Raw genomic sequence first — 15,582 nt, 5'->3', positions numbered from 1 at the left:
GCCCCCGAGCTTTTCGCTTCACCCTTTTGATCGCATTGTGAAGCGAACCCGGGAATTGTCCAGCCATCCAAGAGCGCAGCGGACGAAAGTCGGAGTTCGACCCGTATTGGCAAACGATTGAATCCGGACGCTTTTTGAGTCCATTTGGCTGGTCCTGCCGCCAGTCGAATGTCAGGGGCTTCAAATACGTTGCATCGAGGTAAACTCCGGTGATCGGACCGACAGCAAAAAGCGCCACAATCCGGCCATCGTCGGTGTTAAGTTTCGTTAACGGGCAAAGGGGTGCGATTGGCGACTGAAAGAGGTTCGCATGGACACGCTCGACGATAAGGTTCTCGAGAGTACACTTGCCGAAAGCCTGGCCGATCTGGTGCCGGACGAAAAGACTGTTTCCGAAGACGAGTTCGTCGAAGTTGTCGGCGGCGCGCTCGAAGCGGTCGGCGGCACGCTGCTGTTCAAGATGTGCGTCCAGAACGAAGGGGAAGGCCAGCACGTCGCGGCGGCATCCGTCGGCGATGGCGGCAATCGCCAGTTCCTCCTGCTCACCTTGCCAACCGGCGGCGGGGCGCTGAAAGTCGAGACCATTTCGAGAAGCAGCAACCCGGTGGCGGGCATCGCGGCCGCCTATGCCGGGCTGATGGACGCCTTCAAAACCGCCGCCTGAATTTCCGCGGCAACCCGAAGGCTATCTTGCGCCACGCACGAGCGCATGGCGTCTGTTTTGTTTGCGACTACGGGCTTGCGCAATCCGGCCGTCCACCACACTTAAGGTCGGGGCAAGAGGAACCAACATGGACAAGATCGCCAACCCGGCACCCGGCTTTCAGCGCAATCCCGACAAGATCATCACGATAGAGCCCTATTCCGGCACCGTCACGGTCCGCGCCGGCGATACGGTCATCGCTTCGTCCGCGAAGGCGAAGGTGCTGACGGAGGCCCCTTACCCCGCCGCCTTCTACATTCCGTTCGCCGACATCGATTTCGACAAGCTCAGCCGAACGGACCACTCGACCCACTGCCCCTACAAGGGTGACGCCAGCTATTGGAGCGTGCTGCCGGCGGGCGAAGCGGGCAAGGATGCGATGTGGGCCTACCGCCAACCGTTCGACGAGATGACCGACATCCGCGACCACGGCGCGTTCTACGCCAGCAAGGTCACCATCGAAGCCAAGCCGGACTGAACGCTTCAGCGCGAAGGCACTTGAGAGTGCATTGAGGTTCAGATCCGACCCTCGCCGCCGACGAGAGGGCTGGCACCCTCTCCCGGCGGTCCATTCTCGACCCTTCGGCAACGAAAGTCATAAGACAAGCAATTCCAGGAAAAGTGCGCAGCGGTTTTCCCGGGAGAAGCGCGTAGCGCTTCCCCTCGGGAATTGCGTAAAAACAAGAAGTTAGAGCGGGTCAGACATTCTATCGAACACTGAACCGCTCTCGATCGGTTTTGAACCGTTCTACTCGGTGGTGCCGTGATTGCCCGTCCCGTCGGCGTCGTCGAGCCGCACGAAGGTCATGCCCTTGTCCCTGAGCGCCAGCAGGCCCTGGACAACGCCCTCGCCTGCGGCATGGGTCGGCTGGTTGATATGAGCGATGATGACGTCGCCATCCTTGGCCGCGGCGATACGCTTGGCCGTCTCCTTGGCGCCGAGCAGCGAGCCGCCATCGCCATTGATCGAGAAGCCGGCAATCTTGAAGCCGAGCTTGCGGATCATTGCAATGGCCGAGGGGCTATATTCGGCGGTTGCGCCGCGGAACCATTTCGGCGCCGGCTCGCCGGTCCCGGCAAGTGCGGCGGCGCCCGACTCGACCTCGGCCGCTACCGCTTCGGGACTGCCGGCGCTGCGTATGCCATAGATTTTCTGTGGCGTGTCGACCGCCGGAACATGGCGGCCGCCGTGATTTTCCAGTTCGAACAGGTCGGGATGCGCCCGCATGATCGCGACGGCCTCGGCGTTGCGCTTCAGCCAGATGCCGGTGACGAAAATGGTGGCCGGTATCCTGTTGTCCACCAGCGCCGAGAGAATGCGCGTGTCGGTCTTGCCGCCGCAGGCATCGAGCGTGAGCGCGACGCGACCGGTTCCGCTTGCAGCCGGCTTGATGTGCAGCGTGGGTTCGACCAGCGGCGCGGCATGGGCGCTGGATAGCAGCGCCATCGACATGGCGATCATGCAGAGATTTTTTTGCAGCAGACGCATCGAACCCGAATTCCTGACCGGCGATTTCAAGCCGGTAACCCAAAACCCGCATGAAGGCGGAAATCGGGACGATGGATAGCAGAAAAACGCCTGGCGCGGCAATTTGACCGACTGAGAACGAGCTGTTGGACGACAGCCTTGCCGATCGATCACCGCTCAGACAGCGCGTTCCTGTTTCATCTCGGTGCGCGCCAGAACCTCGCGCGCCGCTTCGACGACCGGCTTCACCTCCAGGCGCCAAACGCAGCACGCCTTGCTGGGGTCGGTCCGGCGGCACAGATCCTTGGCCACGCAATCACATGGCATTGACGGCCGAAGCGCGATGCTGGGCACGCCGACAGGTCCCCAGCGCGACGGATTGGTCAAGCCGAAAAGGCCGACAACCGGGGTACCCGCGGCAGCGGCCATGTGCATCGGGCCGCTTTCGTTGCCAAGAAACATCCGGGCCTGTTCCAGGACCGCCAGCAGGCTCTCGAGCGACAGCTCTCCAACCAGGTCGACCACCTGCGTCGCCGTCCCGGCGACGATCCGCGCGGCGGTTTCACGTTCGTCTGGCCCCCCGACCAGGACGACACCCAGTCCGGTTTCGGCCGCGATCTCGTCAATCGCCTCCGCGAACCGTTCGGGCTGCCATTGCCGGCCCTTGAAACTGGCGCCCGCATGCACGGCGATGAAGGCGTTCGGGTGGATATGGTGCCTGCCCAGGAGCGCCAGGGCTTTCTCGGCCTCGAATGGCAGCGGCTTGATGCTCGGTACCGTGGCGTGCAGATCGATGCCGAGTGCTTCAAGAGGGGAGAGATAGCGATAGACAAAATGCTGGCCGCCAAACCCGAATGGCTTGGCAAACACATTGGCGGGCTGCCGCTCCAACAGCTTCAGCGGCCTCTCGGAAGGATTGTAGCCGACGCGTGTCCTGGCGTTGACGAACCCGCTGACAAGCCGAGAGGTCTTGGAATCGGTCAGGTCGATCGTCAGGTCGAAGCGAAAGCCACGCAGCGCCCGCACCACGGCATAGAGCTCTTTTGCGCGTTGCAGCAGGGTACCCCGCATGCTGGCTCGCCTGAACGCAACCACCTCGGAAGCGATGCCATGCGCAACCACGAAGCTCTCGAAATGCGCTTCGCAGAGGAACACGATCCTGGAGTTAGGGAATTCGAGCCGCAGGTTCCTGGCGAGTGTCGAGGCGAGGACGATATCGCCTACAAACTTCGTTTGAATGATCAGGATCGAGCGGAACGGAGCGGGTGATATCTGCAACATCTGTTTCCGGAAGCAATTGGCGGTCATCCGTAAATTGGTCGAGAACAGTGTCGAGATTACGCTATGTCGCCAGCACGTTCACGTGAATTTTCCTACAAACCTTAAGCTCCGTACCAGTCTATCCACGCCCCGTCTTCGCTGCCTGCACCGCGGCCTGGGCTGCCGCCAGCCTGGCGATCGGCACGCGGTAGGGCGAGCAGGAGACGTAGTCGAGCCCGACCTCCTCGCAGAAGCGGATCGACGAGGGATCACCGCCATGCTCGCCGCAAATGCCAAGCTTGATGCCGGGCCGCGTCGCCCTGCCCTTTTGCGCCGCCATGCGTACCAGTTCACCGACACCGTCAATGTCGAGCGAGACGAACGGATCCTGCTCGATGATGCCCTTCTGGCGGTAGGTTTCCAGGAAGGACGCCGCATCGTCGCGCGAGATGCCGAAGGTGGTCTGGGTGAGGTCGTTGGTGCCGAAGGAGAAGAACTCGGCCGACTCGGCGATGACATGGGCGCGGATCGCCGCGCGGGGGAGCTCAATCATGGTTCCAGTGAGGTAGTCGATCTTGACGCCGCTCTCATCCATGACGCTCTTGGCGACCGCATCGATGCGCGCCTTCACATAATCGAGTTCCTTCACCAGGCCGACCAGCGGCACCATGATCTCGGGCACCACCAGCGCGCCGGCTTTCTTGCCGGCCTCAACAGCGGCCTCGAAAATGGCGCGCGCCTGCATCTCGGCGATCTCCGGGTAAGAGACGGCGAGCCGACAGCCGCGATGGCCGAGCATCGGATTGAATTCGTGCAGCGCCTCGGTGCGCTGCCTGAGCTTGTCGGGCGACACGTTCATGGCGACCGCGACCTCGGCGAGTTCGGCTTCGGTCTTGGGCAGGAATTCGTGCAGCGGCGGATCGAGCAGGCGGATCGTCACCGGCAGGCCGGCCATGATTTCGAACAGTTCCAGAAAATCCGAGCGCTGCATGGGCAGAAGCTTGGCCAGCGCGGCGCGCCGGTCCTTCTCGGTGTCGGCCAGGATCATCTCGCGCATGGCGACGATGCGCGCGCCGTCGAAGAACATGTGTTCGGTCCGGCAAAGCCCGATGCCTTCGGCGCCGAAGGAGCGCGCCATGCGGGCATCGAGAGGCGTTTCGGCGTTGGTGCGCACCTTCATGCGGCGAACCGCGTCCGCCCACTCCATGATGGCCGCGAAATCGCCTGACAATTCCGGCTGCAGCATCGCCACGGAGCCCTTGAGCACCTGGCCGTTACCGCCGTCGATGGTGATGATGTCGCCCTTGCGGAAGGTCTGGCCCATCGAGAGCAGCGTGCCGGCCCTGTAGTCGACGCGCAGCGAGCCGGCGCCGGACACACAAGGCTTGCCCATGCCGCGCGCGACAACCGCCGCGTGGCTGGTCATGCCGCCGCGCGTGGTCAGGATACCTTCGGCCGCGTGCATGCCGTGGATATCTTCCGGACTGGTCTCTATGCGCACCAGGATCGCCTTGCGCCCTTGCGTCTTCAGGTCCTCGGCATCGCCGGAGGAAAAGACGATCTCACCGGTGGCGGCCCCGGGGGACGCCGGCAGGCCGACGCCAATGACGTCGCGCGCGGCTTTCGGGTCGATGGTCGGGTGCAGCAACTGGTCAAGCGAAGCCGGATCAATGCGCGTGACCGCTTCCTCCTTGGTGATCAGTCCGTCCCTGGCCATTTCGACGGCAATCCTGAGCGCCGCCTTGGCGGTACGCTTGCCGGCACGGGTCTGCAGCATCCACAACTTGCCGCGCTCGATGGTGAATTCGAGATCCTGCATGTCGCGATAGTGCTTTTCCAGGCTGTCGGAAATGGTGACGAACGACTGGAAGGCGTCGGGCATCAGCTTCTGCAGTGACGGCTTGTCGGAACCCGCCGCGATGCGCGCCGCCTCGGTGATGTTCTGCGGCGTGCGGATGCCGGCAACGACATCCTCGCCCTGCGCGTTGACCAGGAACTCGCCATAGAGCTGCTTTTCGCCGGTCGACGGGTTGCGGGTGAAGGCAACGCCGGTGGCCGAGGTCTCGCCCATATTGCCGAACACCATGGCCTGAACATTGACCGCCGTGCCCCAGCTTTCGGGAATATCGTGCAGGCGCCGGTAGGTGATGGCGCGGTTGTTCATCCAGCTCGAAAACACGGCGCCGATCGCGCCCCAGAGCTGCTCGTGCGGATCCTGCGGGAACGGCCGGCCGAGCTCTTCCTCGACCTTGGCTTTGTAGAGCGCGATGACGCCTTGCCATTCGATGGCCGTCAGCTCGGTGTCGAGTTCATGGCCGAGGCTGGCTTTCTGGTCTTCCAGGATTTCCTCGAACACCTCGTGATCGAGGCCCATGACGACATCGGAATACATCTGGATGAAACGGCGGTAGCTGTCATAGGCAAAGCGCGCATCGCCGGAATCGGAGGCCAGGGCCTCGACCGTCTCGTCGTTCAATCCGAGATTGAGCACCGTGTCCATCATGCCGGGCATCGACGCCCGGGCGCCGGAACGCACCGAAACCAGGAGCAGCTTCGAAGGGTCGCCGAACCGGCGGCCGGTCAGCCGGCCGATATGGTCGAGCGCGACAGCGACGTCGGCTTCCAATCCCGCCGGGTAGGTACGGCCATTGGCATAGTAGGCATTGCAGACCTCGGTGGTGATCGTAAAGCCCGGCGGCACCGGCAGGCCCAGGCTGCACATCTCGGCCAGATTGGCGCCCTTGCCGCCCAGCAGATTCTTGTCGCCGGCACGGCCTTCCGCCGCACCATCGCCAAAGGTGAAAACCCATTTGGTCATGCTTTGCTCTCCGGTTGCAGGAGATTGGAAAGATTGGCGAAACGGAAAGCTCCGCCCGTGTCCGACTTTGGAGCGATATGATGCTGCAGTGCGAAAGGCAAGCGCCGGCCAAAGCCGTCGGGTCGCTACAATCGATTAAGAAAAAGCCATGCCCCCGGATGCGTCAAAAAGACTTGCCACCTCAATGTTCGATGTCTAGAACATAAAGGGAACAAAGAGGTGTCCCATGAAACGGCCTGGAAAACTGGACTATCTGGAAATGCCGGCGACCGGCGGCACGCTGGACCGGCTGAAGGGCTTCTACAGCGCTGCCTTTGGATGGTCGTTCACCGACTATGGACCAACCTATTCGGCCTTTGCCGAGGGGCTGGAAGGAGGTTTTCAGGCTGATGCAGGGGAAGCGCCGGCCAAGCCGCTGCCTGTGCTTTACAGTGAGAATCTGGAAGAAACCCTTCGCGCGGTCGAAAGCGCCGGCGGAACGATCGTCAAGCCGATATTCCCATTCCCCGGCGGCCGACGCTTCCACTTCGTCGACCCAGCCGGCAACGAGTTGGCCGTGTGGTCCGTATAGTCCGTTTGTGGATCATCTGGAGGCAATCGCACTGCTGGTCAGGCGAGTGCCTTCGCGGCTGCTCATAAGCATTGTGCTTTTCGGCTGCTCTGCTAATAACGCGCCGCACAGCGACTCTGACGGCTATTGGGGCGTCGCCAAGTGGTAAGGCATCGGTTTTTGGTACCGACATTCCCAGGTTCGAATCCTGGCGCCCCAGCCAAGCGCAGCACGCACCGAATCGGCCCTGCTCAAAAACGCCGCGCCAAGCGCACTTTATTTGCAGGCATGCGTACTCATCAGGATATTGTCAGAACAAGCGTCCTGTTGGCCATCTCCGTATCCTGTCTCGGTGTTTCAAGTTTCAATACCGGCACTTGGTCCCCACCAGCGTCTCAAATGTGTGCCATTTTTGCTACATTCTTTGGCCGTCTGTCTGGATTCTGTGATTTAGTCACAGCTTAATAATGAAACGCTCACGGTAATTTGCAAGATAGTCAACAAGGCCAGGCGCCAAGCCCGGCTGGGGCGCTCTTAACAAAGCGCGGGGAAACGTGGGTGGGAAAATGAAGACGACAGGTCTGTCGACCAAGGTCATGAGCGTTGGTCTCTTGATGACGGCTACCATGCTGAGTTGCTGGAGCGCGCATGCACTGACACTCAAGGAGGCCATGGCGGTTGCGGTGGAATCCAATCCGGAAATCGGCCAGGCCATCGAAAACCGTGAGGCGATCGAGTTCGAACTGAGACAGGCAAAAGGGCTTTATCTCCCAAGCGTCGATGTCGAGGCATCCGCTGGTGCTCGCCGTCTGGACAACTCCTCCCGCCGCGCGCTCTCCATCGAGCACGACGCTCTTTATCCCGCGGAGACCGACCTGACAGTTTCGCAAACGCTTTATGATAGTGGCGCAAGGCGAGCCGAACTCAACCGTCAGGCCTCGCGGGTCGATGGCGCCTCGTTCCGCGTGCTGGAGCGATCCGAGTTCATCGGGCTGTCGGTTGTCCAGGATTACCTGGAATACATGCTTCAGGCCTCGATCGTGGCAGAGGCAAAGAAGAATCTGGGCTTTCACCAAGCGATTCTCCACGACATCAGGGAAGGCATAGCAGGCGGCGGGTTGAACGAAGCCGACCGGCAACAGGCGGAGGAGCGCTTGTTCGCGGCCAAGGCCCGCATGCAGGAAGCCGCCGAGGAACTCGAGGCCTCGAGGATCCGCTTCTTCAAGACCGTTGGGAAGCCGCTGACCAATGCATCGCGGCCAGGCGATGTTTCCTCTGCGCTGCCAAGGTCGCTGGACGACGCACTGGGCATTGCGCGGGAGAACAATCCGCGCGTCCACATGGCCAATAGCGATATTTCCGCCGCCGCCTCGCAGGTTGACGCCGCGCGGGCGAAATACGGCCCTTCGGTCGTCGCCGAAGGCGTTGCCCGGGCCGGATACGACATTGACGGCGACAATGGAGACACGTCCGATCTGCAAGCACGGGTGGTGCTGCGGTGGAATCTGTACCGGGGCGGCATCGACAAAGCCAATGAGCAGGAGCAGATCCGCCGCGCCAGCGAGCAGCGGCTTGGGCTGCATCAGGTTCTGCGGGAGATCGAAGAAGCCGTTCGCACGTCGTGGGATCGCCGCTTCCGGCAAGCCGATCTGGCAAAGACCCTGAAGCTGCAAGCCGCTACCAACGAGAAGCTGGTTGCTTCTTATCGCGAGCAGTTCAAGGTCGGACAGCGCTCGCTGCTCGATGTGCTGGATGCGCAGAATACGCGGTTCAACACAGCGACGCTGGCGGACACCGCGTCCTACGCATCGCTCTTTGCGCAATATCGGCTTCTGGCAGCGACCGGGCAGTTGCTGAAAACGATGGACATCCATCCGCCGAAGCAGGCCACGGCCTACGCCAAAGATGAATTTGCGGTTCCGGAGACCGCGGACACCGAAACCTATGCACGGACCCCGTCGGAACAGACGAACGATATACCCTTCGACATCCTTGCCCCGGTCAGGAAGAAGTGAGCCGGTGTAAGGGAGGTTGAGGGTCCTGGCGGGCGGATCGTGAATCAGCAGCCACATATTCTGTCGCCCAAGGAGGCGTTCAAGGCCTGCTTTTCGGCGATTGCGGCCTATCTCGGCAGGCCGAGTGCGGAGACCGTGCTGTTTGCCGGGGTGCCGATTTCGGACACGCGCATCGAGGTCACCGAGATCCGGCATCTTGCCGAACGCATCGGTCTCGAGACCCACGAATTCAATCATCGCGACTTCCTGCGCGGTCGCGTCGATCTTCCGGCAATTATCTTCCGTGTCAGCCAGTTGCCGATCGCCCTGCTGGCCGAAATCGATGGCGACGGGTATCTCACGGCGCCGCAGGAAGACGGGCGCACGACTATCGGCAAATCCGAGCTGGCCGCGAGTTACATCAGTGGCGGCGTATCCTTCTCGATCACCTATGCCAACGCCACCGAAGGCATGAAGGTCGGGTCGGCGCAGCAGATCGAACGGCGCCATTGGCTGACGGGAACGATGGGCGCTTTCTGGCGCACCTATTCGAAGGTCGTGCTGTCGGCGATTTTCATCAACCTGCTGGCCATCGCCTCGCCGATCTTCACCATGAACGTCTATGACCGTATATTGCCGAACAAGGCGATATCGACGCTCTGGGTGTTGGCGATCGGTATCGGTGCCGTCATTCTCTTCGACCTGCTCCTGAAGACGGCCCGCGCCTCGCTCATCGACTATGCCGGGCGCAAGGCGGACCTGCGGATATCGTATCTGCTGTTCGAGAAGGTGCTGAATTCATCCTTGTCCGCGCGACCTGGCTCGACCGGCGAATATGCCAACCGTGTCACTCAATATGAGTTCGTCAGGGAGTTTTTCACCTCCAACACCATCAGCGTCTTCATCGACACGGCCTTTGTCTTCATCTTCCTGCTGGTCATCTACGCGATCGGCGATTGGTTGGTCATCATACCGGCCCTGGCATTTGTGGCGTCGGTAATCGTCGGCCTCGTCACGCAACATCGCATCGGCAAACGGGTCGCCGCCTCGATGAACGAAGCATCCCAGCGCCAGGCCTTGCTGGTCGAGTCCATCTCCACGCTGGAAACAATCAAGTCGCTGCGCGCCGAAGCCTATTTGCTGAGGAAGTGGGGCGAGCATTCGAAGAATGCGGCCAACACCTCCGAGAAGATCAAGCAGCTCTCGGCCGCGGCCGGCAACATCACCCAGGCCATCCAGCAGCTTGTGACGGTCGCCCTGGTCGTGGCCGGAGCCTATGCCTTTTCGGAAGGGCATGTATCGACAGGAGCCATTATCGGAACGGTGATGCTGGCGAGCCGGGCCGTGGCTCCGCTCGGCCAGATCGCGATCACCTTGTCGAGATTTCGCCAGGCCATGCTCTCCTTGAGAATGGTGAATTCCATCATGTCCCAACCGGAGGACCGGCCGGACACGGTGGGCTTTGTCAATCGCCCGATCCGCAATGGAGCGATGACGTTCAAGAATGTCGGCTTCGTCTATCCCGGATCGGAAAACGAGGTTCTGTCCGGCCTGAACTTCTCGGTGAAACCGGGCGAACGCATCGGCATCATCGGCCGCATCGGGTCGGGCAAGACGACGATGGGACGCCTGATCGGCAGGCTTTTCCTGCCGAGCTCGGGCGAGCTGCTGCTGGATGGCATCGACATCCGCCAGTATCACCCGTCGGAGGTGCGCGCCGCCGTCGGCATCGTCGCGCAAGCTGGCGATCTGTTTTCGGGCACCGTGAAGGAGAACCTGCTCATGGCATCTCCGGAGGCGACCGACGAGCAGATCATCGAAGCTGCAAAAGCCGCCGGCGTCGACGAGTTCGTCTCTCGCCATCCACGCGGCTACGACATGAATGTCGGCGAGCGAGGCACCAATCTTTCCGGCGGGCAGAGACAGACGGTGGCGATTGCCCGGCTGCTTTTGACCAAGCCGAAGATCGTCTTTCTGGATGAACCGTCCGGCTCGATGGACCTGGCTTCGGAACGACAGCTGATCAAGCAACTGAAGACCGCTTTTGACCGCAACACGACGCTGATCGTCTCGACGCATCGCTTCAGCATGCTCGAACTGGCCGATCGCCTTATTGTTGTCGAACAAGGAAGGATCGTTGCTGACGGGCCAAAAGAACAAGTCATTCAGGCGCTGCAGAGAACCAATTCCTGAATGAACAAATTATATCGGGCTAAACCCGATATAATAACGGGGCGTAGGAAATGCTTGCCAGAGAAGACCGCCCGCCGCTTTTCGCGACGGCGTCCATATTCATCATAGCGGCGCTCTTCGTCGCCTTTGTCGCCTGGTCATCATTCGCCGAGGTCGACGAGATCGCGCGTGGCGATGGCAAGGTCATACCGGCCTCCAAGACCCAGGTCATCCAGGCCAGCGAGCCGGGCGTCGTTCAGGAAATCGCCGTGAAGGTGGGGCAGGTCGTCAGGAAGAACGACCTTATCATTCGTCTCGACAATACTTTGAACACGTCCAGCCTCGGCGAACAGCAAGCCAAGGCGCGAGCCCTGCAGACACGCATCGCCAGGCTCAAATACGAACAGAGCGGCAGCATCAGCGGATCGTTTCCATGTCCGCAGGACATTCAGGCGGTGGCGCCGGAAATCTGCGACAACGAGCAAAATCTCCTCGTTGCCCGACGCGAAAACTTCGACAACAAGCTGTCGGTGCTCAAGTCGCGCCTCGACCAGCGCGAAAAGGAACTCGACGAAGCGAACGCCAATCTCGACCGATTGACAAAAAACCTGGCTGTGAGCGACCAACAGGCGACGCTGGTCGAGGCGATGGTCAAGAAGGGTCTGATGGCAAGGACCGAGCAGCTCAAGGTCGAGCAGGAGCAAACCGAACTCAACGGCCAATTGAACCTGGCCGGCGAGACGATAAAGAAAGCCAAGTCGGCGATCACCGAGGCGCAGCTCCAGGTCGAGGAACTCGGGCTGCAATTGAAGCAGGAAGCACTCGATGACCTGACGCAGGCCTTGGCCGATCTTTCGGTGGTGGACGAAACCATTCGCGGCGCGACCGACAAGGTCGCGCGAACGGATATCCGCTCGCCGGTGGACGGTATCGTCAACACGATGGAACTGAACACCGTCGGCGCCTTCGTCCAGCCCGGTACTGTCGTAGCCGGCATCGTGCCTACTTCCGAGACATTGCTGGTAGAAGCACGTGTTTCGCCCCGCGATGTCGCCTTTATCCGCCCCGATCAGGATGCCTTGATAAAAGTCACGGCTTACGACTTCTCGATCTTTGGCGGCATCGAAGGCAAGGTTTCCAACATTACCGCGGACAGCCTGGTCGATCAGAAGACGGGCGAACCCTATTATCAGGTGCGTGTTGCAACCGAGAAATCGACACTGGTGCGAGACGGAAAGGCATATTCGATCATCCCCGGCATGATCTGTTCCGTGGATATCAAGACCGGGCGCAAGACGATCCTGAGCTACCTGCTGAAGCCGATCAACAAGGCACGTCAGGAGGCAATGAGTGAGCGATAACGCCATCTCTCCCCGGACCTTGAAAGACCGTTTGCTTCTGCCGCTCCCGACAGAAGATTTCGAGCTCGAGTTCCGCGTCGTGGCGCGCGGCGGCGTAAGGCGCGGCATCCGTCTTGAGCGGGCTTTCTGGGTTTCGCTGAAGCAGATGGCCGAGAGCCGCAAATGCACGATCGGCATGCTGGTCGACGAGATCGCCGAAAGTCACGCGGAAAAAGGAAACCTGACCTCGGCAATTCGGGTCGCCTGCATACGCGAATCGGGGAACGAGAACCTGAACCTGCGCAAGCTTGCGTCGATCAGGACGGTAAACGCCATTCTGCTTGCCTGTCCGTCGCCGGCTTTCGCCTTGGCATCGACGAAGAAGATCGTGACGTTCAATGCGTCGTTCCAGCAACTGGTCAAACGGCAGTTGCCGACAGCATTCGACCAGGACACGCGGCAGGACCTGAAGCTGGCGCTGGATCTCAACGTGGCGGATATATTCGCGCGCCTTGACACCAATGGCGACGTTGCCGTTGCGAGCGGATTTGTGATCGGTGCCGGCGAGCGCCGCTACCGGGGCCAGCTGAACGTGGTGCGCGCCCCGGTGCAGGACCTGGAATTGCTGATGGCTTTTGTCTTCAACGGATAGAGCGGCTCATCCTTTCGCGGAAACCGTTCCATCTCCTTGTTTTCACGGCAATTCCCAATGGCAAAGCGCTGCGCACTTTTCCCGGAATTGCTCTCGGCATTGAGCCGGGACAGGAAGCGACCACCTTGCCTTTACTTGACTTCCAGCAGCGCGCCTTCGCCAGGCGCGACGGTTTCGAAACCGCCCTTGACGTCGGCCATCTGCGCGGCCCCCGGTTTGGACCCGTGGATCCATGCCCGGTCGGTGCTGAACGAATACAGTGGCTGGTAGTCCGGGAGCGCGCTGTCCTTGAGCACCGTGTTGTTGAGACTGTCGAGAATGTAAGCGCCGCCTGCAGTGCTCACCGAAAGCACGGCGTGGAAGAAACCTCGCTTGCGGTCCTGGAGAACGACGAGCGACATGCTGCGTGCCGGAATGCCGGCCCTCAGCAACGCCGTCATCTTGAGGATGGCGAAGTCCTCGCAGTCACCGGCGCGATTGGCGAGGATTTCCGAAGGTTTCGCCCAGTAGTCGAGCTTGCCGTAAACGACGCTGTCCTTCTTGTAGGCGATCAGGTGGTTGATGCCGCTGTTGATGAATGACAGTTTTTCGACAAAGCCCTTGCCTTGGGCGGCCGAGACCATGGCCGCGAAGGCCGGGCTCTTGTGGTCACAGGGACTGCCCACGGTGCAACCGGTTATGGCCTGGTAGACCGGTGCCCAGCGCGCCGAAACGGGAAAATTGCGCATGGACAATGCAACCGACCCGAACACGCCCGGGATAATCGACGCAGTCTGCATCGGGTCGACCCCCCTGCCTTCTTGCGCGGTCGAGGCGCTGGAGCCGTCTTGCGCTGGAACGGGACTGTAGCCGTTCAGGACAAGGCTGATCTGGTAGGGGGCGGCCGGCTGCCAGGGCTGGTACCTTTGCAGCGAAATACCGCCGAGACCATGCGGCGCCTGGACCGTCCCAAGCAGCGCTGTTTCGGGCAGGAAATCCCTGACGACCGGCCCGGCAAGGGCTGGTTGCGCCGAGCCGGCCATCCCCACTGCCAGCAGAAGCAGCTTGAGCTTGCTCTTCCCCGGAGCATTCTTTTGTTTTTTCATGACGCCCACCTTTGACCGTGGACGCTACCAATCTTGTCTCAAATTACTGGAAAGGAAGGTGGATAACTTTCCTGTATAATCGGTTTGCTAATTTGAGTAAAATTTTACACGTATTTATACTTCTATTTACCGGATTGTTCGCATCGCTCGCGGCGAAGCGCCATGCGTCCAAGACAACATATAACTGATTATATGTTCACAGTTTACCAAGCGTAAAAAAAGTTATCGCAGGCATATCCAAATATATAGAATGGATTGATGGACCGTTGCAAAGTCGAGGCGCCACCTGTCTCTTTCCGGGAAATGCCGGAGGGGTTTAAGCTATGGCGACCAGTATTGAATTGGACAACGTTTCGAACTCGTGGGACGAGCATTCCGTCTCCAACGATCACCAGGACCTGACAGCGCCGATCCAGTTGGTGGCGCAGGCCGCACCGGCCGAGCAGGCGGCGGCACCGGCCCAAACGGCGCCGGCTTCGGCCGAACCCGTGCCCGTCGATGTCGGCGGCGGTGCGCCAGCGGCTGCTCCGCCAGCGGCAAATGCCCCACACGAATACGTCGCCGACGCAAGCAACGTCGTCAGACTTCCCGCCAATGTCTCGATCGACAACATCAAGGTCGACGGGCACAACCTCGTGCTCGAGCAGGCGGACGGCTCGGTCATCGTCATCAAGGACGGCGCCCTGAATGTGCCGACCTTCATCATCGGCGAAGTCGAAGTGCCGCGCGTGGCCTTGATCGCCGCGCTGGAAGCGAGCCATGTCGATGTCGCGTTTGGCACGGATGGTTCCATCTCGGCGGGCCCGGGAGGTTCGGCCTCGAGCGCCGGCGGCAATTTCGAACAGCCTGCCGGCGGGATCGGCGACGGCTTCGGCCTTTCGGCATTGCTGCCGCCGACTGACCTGCATTTTGGGCAGCTGGATCATCGCGAGCTGTTCCCTTCCTTGGTCGACAGGGGCGTCTCCGTGGTGGCCATGTCCCTGACCGACCCTGGCCAGGCGGCCAGCGAAACCGGCCTCGATGGCGGCTCGCAACAATCGCCGGGCAGCGACGCACCAAGCAACTCCGAAACCTCCGGCGTCGGCACGATCAGCATCGACGCACCCGATGGCATCGGCTCGATCGTCATCAACGGCACCACCGTGACCGGCGTTAACCAGCAAATCGCGGGCGAGTTCGGCTACATCACGATCCTGTCGTTCGATCCTGGCACGGGTGCCATCCAGTATGACTACACGGTCACCGAGTCGGTTACCCATCCCGTTCACACGACCGGATACGACGCCAACGACACGGTTCCCGACACTTTCAGCATCACCGTCACGGATGTCGACGGCGACACCGCGAGCACGACCTTTGCCGTTGCCATCATCGATGACGTGCCGACGGCGGTTGCCGACACGGACAGCGTCTCGGAAGGCGGCACGGCGAGCGGCAACGTGATTACCGGCGTCGGCAGCGACGGCAATGCGGCCGGCGCCGACACCAAGGGTGCCGACGGCGCCGCGGTGAGCGGCGTGACGGGTTCTGGGGCAACGAC

11 protein-coding genes, 1 tRNA gene and 1 pseudogene are annotated in these 15,582 nt (G+C 61.0%); 9 read left to right on the top strand and 4 right to left on the bottom strand.

Annotation, left to right across the window (positions count from 1 at the left end; translation table 11 throughout):
* Positions 1–310: 310 nt before the first annotated feature.
* Together EN861_RS21190 and EN861_RS21185 are read left to right on the top strand one after the other, a co-directional pair.
* Positions 311–664 carry a hypothetical protein gene (locus tag EN861_RS21190; RefSeq protein WP_127276173.1) on the top strand — a complete coding sequence of 118 codons (354 nt, stop codon included), beginning with the start codon at positions 311–313 and terminating at the stop codon, positions 662–664.
* Between the two features lie 127 nt (positions 665–791).
* Entirely contained in the window at positions 792–1,181 is a 390-nt protein-coding gene (locus EN861_RS21185) for a DUF427 domain-containing protein (protein ID WP_127276175.1), read from the top strand.
* A gap of 270 nt (positions 1,182–1,451) precedes the next feature.
* Here EN861_RS21185 and EN861_RS21180 read toward each other — a convergent pair whose 3' ends face one another.
* From EN861_RS21180 to ppdK, 3 genes are all read right to left on the bottom strand, one after another.
* Positions 1,452–2,192 (bottom strand): polysaccharide deacetylase family protein, encoded by a 741-nt coding sequence (locus EN861_RS21180; protein WP_135865371.1) that lies wholly within the window; start codon positions 2,190–2,192, stop codon positions 1,452–1,454.
* Between the two features lie 156 nt (positions 2,193–2,348).
* Positions 2,349–3,452: a glycosyltransferase family 9 protein gene (locus EN861_RS21175; protein WP_135865369.1), complete on the bottom strand. Its 1,104-nt coding sequence runs from the start codon at positions 3,450–3,452 to the stop codon at positions 2,349–2,351.
* A 118-nt stretch (positions 3,453–3,570) separates the two neighbouring features.
* Positions 3,571–6,249 (bottom strand): pyruvate, phosphate dikinase, encoded by a 2,679-nt coding sequence (gene ppdK, locus EN861_RS21170; protein WP_135865367.1) that lies wholly within the window; start codon positions 6,247–6,249, stop codon positions 3,571–3,573.
* A 226-nt stretch (positions 6,250–6,475) separates the two neighbouring features.
* On the opposite strand from ppdK, the gene EN861_RS21165 reads away from it, so the two are divergent.
* The 6 genes from EN861_RS21165 (at position 6,476) to EN861_RS21140 (ending at position 12,957) form a co-directional block, all read left to right on the top strand.
* Positions 6,476–6,820 carry a VOC family protein gene (locus EN861_RS21165; RefSeq protein WP_127276184.1) on the top strand — a complete coding sequence of 115 codons (345 nt, stop codon included), beginning with the start codon at positions 6,476–6,478 and terminating at the stop codon, positions 6,818–6,820.
* A 127-nt stretch (positions 6,821–6,947) separates the two neighbouring features.
* A tRNA-Gln gene (locus EN861_RS21160) sits at positions 6,948–7,022 on the top strand.
* Positions 7,023–7,365: 343 nt separating this feature from the next.
* On the top strand, positions 7,366–8,814 hold the full coding sequence (locus EN861_RS21155; RefSeq protein ID WP_127276186.1) for a TolC family protein: 1,449 nt from the start codon (positions 7,366–7,368) through the stop codon (positions 8,812–8,814).
* Between the two features lie 39 nt (positions 8,815–8,853).
* A complete protein-coding gene (locus tag EN861_RS21150; RefSeq protein ID WP_127276188.1) occupies positions 8,854–10,986 on the top strand; it encodes a type I secretion system permease/ATPase in 2,133 nt (710 codons plus the stop codon).
* 50 nt (positions 10,987–11,036) lie between these two features.
* A complete protein-coding gene (locus tag EN861_RS21145; RefSeq protein ID WP_127873135.1) occupies positions 11,037–12,326 on the top strand; it encodes an HlyD family type I secretion periplasmic adaptor subunit in 1,290 nt (429 codons plus the stop codon).
* Positions 12,316–12,957: a ribbon-helix-helix domain-containing protein gene (locus EN861_RS21140; RefSeq protein WP_127276192.1), complete on the top strand. Its 642-nt coding sequence runs from the start codon at positions 12,316–12,318 to the stop codon at positions 12,955–12,957. Before EN861_RS21145 ends, EN861_RS21140 begins: the two co-directional genes overlap by 11 nt.
* Positions 12,958–13,088: 131 nt before the next feature.
* Here the strand turns inward: EN861_RS21140 and EN861_RS21135 are convergent, their stop codons facing one another.
* The gene (locus EN861_RS21135; protein ID WP_135865365.1) at positions 13,089–14,042 is read right to left on the bottom strand and encodes a transglutaminase-like cysteine peptidase; all 954 of its coding nucleotides are present in this window, start codon (positions 14,040–14,042) and stop codon (positions 13,089–13,091) included.
* Between the two features lie 323 nt (positions 14,043–14,365).
* Between EN861_RS21135 and EN861_RS35515 the strand changes: the two are divergent.
* Positions 14,366–15,582 (top strand): annotated as a pseudogene (locus EN861_RS35515) (hypothetical protein); the annotation flags it as partial.

The sequence above is a fragment of the Mesorhizobium sp. M8A.F.Ca.ET.218.01.1.1 genome (genome assembly GCF_004791165.1).
Taxonomy (GTDB): Bacteria; Pseudomonadota; Alphaproteobacteria; order Rhizobiales; family Rhizobiaceae; genus Mesorhizobium.
Note: the sequence above shows the minus strand (reverse complement) of the source record. Positions and strands in the feature narration are given on the sequence as shown.

Coding starts and splice junctions, on each gene's coding strand:
- EN861_RS21165 (WP_127276184.1), top strand. CDS start 6,476: ATGAAACGGCCTGGAAAACTGGACTATCTGGAAATGCCGGCGACCGGC.
- ppdK (WP_135865367.1), bottom strand. CDS start 6,249: ATGACCAAATGGGTTTTCACCTTTGGCGATGGTGCGGCGGAAGGCCGT.
- EN861_RS21190 (WP_127276173.1), top strand. CDS start 311: ATGGACACGCTCGACGATAAGGTTCTCGAGAGTACACTTGCCGAAAGC.
- EN861_RS21185 (WP_127276175.1), top strand. CDS start 792: ATGGACAAGATCGCCAACCCGGCACCCGGCTTTCAGCGCAATCCCGAC.
- EN861_RS21135 (WP_135865365.1), bottom strand. CDS start 14,042: ATGAAAAAACAAAAGAATGCTCCGGGGAAGAGCAAGCTCAAGCTGCTT.
- EN861_RS21175 (WP_135865369.1), bottom strand. CDS start 3,452: ATGTTGCAGATATCACCCGCTCCGTTCCGCTCGATCCTGATCATTCAA.
- EN861_RS21155 (WP_127276186.1), top strand. CDS start 7,366: ATGAAGACGACAGGTCTGTCGACCAAGGTCATGAGCGTTGGTCTCTTG.
- EN861_RS21180 (WP_135865371.1), bottom strand. CDS start 2,192: ATGCGTCTGCTGCAAAAAAATCTCTGCATGATCGCCATGTCGATGGCG.
- EN861_RS21145 (WP_127873135.1), top strand. CDS start 11,037: ATGCTTGCCAGAGAAGACCGCCCGCCGCTTTTCGCGACGGCGTCCATA.